General features: G+C 66.8%; 5 protein-coding genes. All 5 read right to left on the bottom strand.

Annotated elements, in window-relative coordinates:
- Positions 1-824 (bottom strand): VWA domain-containing protein (locus WAN02_RS12335; RefSeq protein ID WP_422264453.1); only part of this gene is annotated, 824 nt, incomplete at its 3' end.
- A 46-nt stretch (positions 825-870) separates the two neighbouring features.
- The gene (locus WAN02_RS12330) at positions 871-1,782 is read right to left on the bottom strand and encodes a DUF58 domain-containing protein (protein WP_422264454.1); all 912 of its coding nucleotides are present in this window, start codon (positions 1,780-1,782) and stop codon (positions 871-873) included.
- 50 nt (positions 1,783-1,832) lie between these two features.
- Positions 1,833-2,966 (bottom strand): AAA family ATPase, encoded by a 1,134-nt coding sequence (locus WAN02_RS12325; RefSeq protein ID WP_422264452.1) that lies wholly within the window; start codon positions 2,964-2,966, stop codon positions 1,833-1,835.
- A gap of 144 nt (positions 2,967-3,110) precedes the next feature.
- On the bottom strand, positions 3,111-3,827 hold the full coding sequence (ripB, locus tag WAN02_RS12320) for an NlpC/P60 family peptidoglycan endopeptidase RipB (RefSeq protein WP_422264451.1): 717 nt from the start codon (positions 3,825-3,827) through the stop codon (positions 3,111-3,113).
- Between the two features lie 15 nt (positions 3,828-3,842).
- Positions 3,843-4,516, bottom strand: a 674-nt coding sequence (locus tag WAN02_RS12315) for an NlpC/P60 family protein (protein WP_422264450.1), incomplete at its 5' end; no start/stop codon positions are given.

Here is a 4,516-nt window from a genome sequence, read left to right as displayed (position 1 = left end):
CCGGAGAGCTCAGCAACTTTTTTCATCGTGGTGTCGTCGACCGGCACCGGCTGGCGCTGGCCGTTGATCTCCACGAAGCCGTACGGGGTACCGAACGAGATCGTCGAGATCGGCACGCCTTGGTCCTTGGCGGTGCGCGCCGCGGTGAAAGCGCCCTTGGGGTTGTCCGGGTTGGTCGGCATCGTCTCTTTACCGTCGGAGAACAACACGATGCGCGCCGGCGGCGGGGTGTCGCCCCCGCCGATCACCGCGCCGACGGTGGCGATGGCCTGCAGCGCCGTGAAGATGCCCTCACCGGTCGCGGTGCGGTCGGCGAACTGCAGCTTGTCCAGCGCGGCCTTGGTCGCGTCGCGGTTGGTCGTCGGCTGGACGAGAACGGTCGACGTCCCCGCGTATGCGATCAGGCCGAGGTTGATACCGGGCGTCAGCTCGCCGGCGAATTCCTTGGCCGCCACCTCGGCGGCAGCCATCCGGTTGGGTTCGACGTCGGTGGCCCGCATGGACTGCGAGACGTCGATGACCAGCATGACGACCGCACGGTTGCGTGGAATCCGGACGTCATGCGTCGGGCCGGCCATCGCGATCGTGAACAGCACCAACGACGCGACCAACAGGATCGCCGACAGATGCCGCCACCGGGTGGGCCGCTTGGGCGCAACGCTTTCCAGCAGCTCCATGTTGGCGAACCGCAGCATCCGGCGCTGCCGGGCCACCTGGGCGATGATGTAGAGCGCCACCAGCCCGAGGATGACCAGCAGGAACACGAAGAACCACGCGTGGGAGAACCCCGATAACGTCATCGGCCCGAGTAAGGGCAATGTCATGACAGACCCGTCCTGATGTTGCGGCCCGACTCGTGAGAAGCGGAAGTCACTGGCGTCCTGCCAGTGACCCGCGGCGGCGGGATTCGACGAAGCGGACGATGTCGGCGATCCAGTCGCGATCGGTGCGCAGCGCCAACAGCGGCGCCCCGCAACTGCGTAGCGTGCGAGCCACGTCGGCTCGATGAGCCGCGGCGGCCTTGGCGAAGTCGTCGCGCAATTGCTCGTCGATGGTGAACTCGCGAGAGCGGCCGGTTTCGGCGTCTTGCAAGACCACGTCGCCGACGTCGGGCAACTCGACGTCACGCGGGTCGAGGATCTCGATGCCGAGCACTTCGTGGCGAGCGGCGATGGCTCGCAGCGGACGCATCCAGTTGATCGGACCGAGGAAGTCGCTGACGATCACGGCCATTCCCCGACGGCGTTCCGGACGACGTAGTGCGTCGATCAAAACCGACAGATCCCCGCGCACCCCGACCGGCGCTTTGGGCATGGTCGCGATGGTGCGCAGCATCGTCTGCTCGTGCTGCCGTCCGGATCGGGCCGGCACTCGAGTTACTTTCTCGCCGTTGGCGATCAGCGCGCCAATCCGGTTTCCTCCGCCGCTGTTGAGAAACGTGATGGCGGCCGCAGCGGCCACCGCCAGGTCACGTTTCTCGCAGACCGCGGTACCGAAGTCGAGGCTGGCCGACATGTCGACCACCAGCCAGGTCTCCAGTTCGCGGTCGGCGATCATCTGGCGGACGTGCGGGTGGTTCGTACGCGCGGTGACCGCCCAGTCCATCCGGCGCACGTCGTCGCCGGGCTGATACTCGCGCGACTCCCCCGGCTCCGAGCCCGGACCCGGAATCAGGCCGAGGTGGTCGCCGTGCAGAACACCGTCGAGCTTGCGTTTGACCGTCAGCTCGAGTGTGCGCAGCGCCGCCGACAGCTTGGGGTCGTCGATCTGCCCGCGCTGCATCGACGGCGGGCGGGTAGCCACGGGCTGCTCCGCGGCGGAGTTGCTATCGGTCACCGACCGCTGGCCGCGCCCGCGGCCTGCATTGCCGGAGGTACCGAATGGCCTTGCTGCGGAACAGCATTCACCTGTGGCATACCGACGGTCTGCAAGATCCGGTTGATCACGATCTCCGACGAGATCTCATCGGCCAACGCGTCGTAGGTGAGCACCAACCGATGCCGCAGGACGTCGGGGATCACCTCGACGATGTCCTGCGGGATCACGTAGTCGCGCCCCCGCACCAGCGCCAGCGAGCGCGAGGCGGCGATGATGCCCAGCGAGGCACGCGGCGATGCGCCGAACGAAATCCAGCTCTTGACGTCGTTCATCCCGAGTTGCTCGGGATGGCGGGTGGCGGTGACGACCCGCACCACGTAATCCACCAGCGCATGGTGAACGAAGTTGTTCGACGCGACCTCCTGCAGCCGCAGCAAGTCACCGGTGTCCAGGATCTGCTTGGGCTCCGGGGGCTTCACGCCCATCCGGTAGATGATCTCGCGCTCTTCCTCCGGCGAGGGGTAACCGACGTTGATCTTGAACAGGAAGCGGTCGCGCTGCGCCTCGGGCAGTGGGTACACGCCCTCGTGCTCGATGGGGTTCTGGGTGGCCATGACCAGGAACGGGTTGGGCAACGGGAATCTCTTGCCACCGATAGACACCTGCCGCTCCTGCATGACCTCCAGCAGAGCCGACTGCACCTTCGCCGGTGCACGGTTGATTTCGTCGGCGAGCAGGAAATTGGCGACGACCGGTCCGAGCTCGGTGTCGAACTCTTCCTTGCCCTGCCGGTAGATGCGGGTACCGATGATGTCGGTGGGCACCAGGTCGGGGGTGAACTGGATGCGGGCGAAGGTTCCGCCGACCACCTTCGCGAAGGTTTCCACGGCCAGGGTCTTGGCGACACCGGGCACACCTTCTAGCAGCACGTGACCCTTGGACAGCAGGCCGACGAGCATCCGCTCGACGAGCTGGTCTTGGCCAACGATGATTCGTTTGACCTCGAAGATGGCGCGTTCCAGGGTGTGCACCTCGGCGGCCAGGCCGTTGCCACCGCCGCTCGGAGCCGCGTGCGCAGGTGCCGTCGGGGATCCGCCCGGACCCGAGTAACCGCTGGTGCCCGGGGGCGGCCCGCCTGCTGATGTCATCGATTACCCTCCACGGCTCAACCTTCCAAAGCTCAAACAGACACGACTCTCGCACGACGGATGTCGCGGGGCAGCGGCGTGCCCTTGTTCAACTATTCCAGGCCACTCGGCATCCGTCGACGTGGCCGCCCCGAGTGGGCTAGCTCAGTACTCGATGATGCGGGTCAGCATCGGGGTCATGCCACCCTTGCGGACCGGGCTGACCGTGACTTTGCCGGCGCTGCCGGATGCCTCCAGCATCTGCCCGTTGCCCAGGTAGATGGTGACGTGTTGGCCACCGCCCGGGCCGTAGAAGATCAGATCGCCGCGCTTGGCCTGCGACGGCGGGATGTGACGACCGGCGTTGTACTGGTCACCGGAGAACCGCGGTAGCAGCACTCCCACACCGGCGAAGCTGTACCGGACCAGTCCCGAGCAGTCGAAGCCGACGGTGTTGGCGCCGGAGTCGATGCCCTTACTCGGCGAGTTGGGCGTGCCGCCGCCCCAGGAATACGGCACGCCCATCTGCGACGAACCGCGACGGATCACGTACTCGACGGCCTGCCGGCCGTAGACCCGCGGTATTCCGTTCGCGCTGGTGGTTTTGGGGCCCAGGTTGATGCCCAGGCCGCTGAGGAACTGCTGCCCCAGTCCGAGCGTCGTCTGGGTGGCGTTGGCGGTGGCCTGCAGCGACTGGTTGGCGATGGCGACGGGGTCGCCCGGCGCGCCGGCGCTGATCACCGGTGGCAGCGTCGGGTCCCAGGAGCCGTCTTCGGCATTGGCCGGAACCGCCAGCCCGAGCAGCAGACTGAAGGCAGCCAGCACCGACCAGACCAGCCTGGTCCAGTGAAAGGCCCTAGATCGCGTAAACCCCCGGTGCATAGACCCTTTCACGCGTCAGTATTCGATGTAACGGATCACGTACGGCGTCATGCCGCTGGTGCGAACCGGCGCGACACGAACCTTCAGACCGACGTCGGGCGCCTCGAGCATCTGCCCCTGACCGAGATAGATCGTCACGTGCTGGCTGCCGCCGGGGCCGTAGAAAATCACGTCGCCGCGGCGCATCTGTGAGGCCGGGATCTTGCGGCCCAGGTCGTACTGCGAGCCGGAGTAGTGCGGCAGCTTGATGCCCACGCCGGCGAACGAGTACAGCACCAGACCGGAGCAGTCGAAACCGGTTGTGCCCGAGCCGGATCCGATGCCCTTGCCGGGCCCGGCGGCGGTGCCACCACCCCATGAATACGGCACGCCCAACTGCGAAAGCCCGCGCCGGATCACGTACTCGGACGCTTGCCGTCCGTAGACCCGGGGGATTTTGCCGTTGGTGAAACCGGTGGGCGTGGGAGCCAGCCCCATCTGCTGCAGGAAGCTGCGGCCCATGCTGGAGGTGACCTCCGACGAGGTCGACATCGTCCCGAGGACCTTGTTGAGAATTGCGACGGGGTCACCGGGCACGTTGGCGCTGGGCACCATCGGCAGCGTGGGATCCCACGCACCGTCCCAGTTTCCGCCGTTGCCCCGTGGCCGGTTGGGGGACCCCGGCGCCGCCGGGTCCCATCGGTCAGACG

It is taken from the genome of Mycobacterium sp. (assembly GCF_049281135.1).
Classification (GTDB): Bacteria; Actinomycetota; Actinomycetes; order Mycobacteriales; family Mycobacteriaceae; genus Mycobacterium.
The sequence above is the reverse complement of the archived record's forward strand: the minus strand, read 5'-3'. Positions and strand labels throughout refer to the sequence as shown.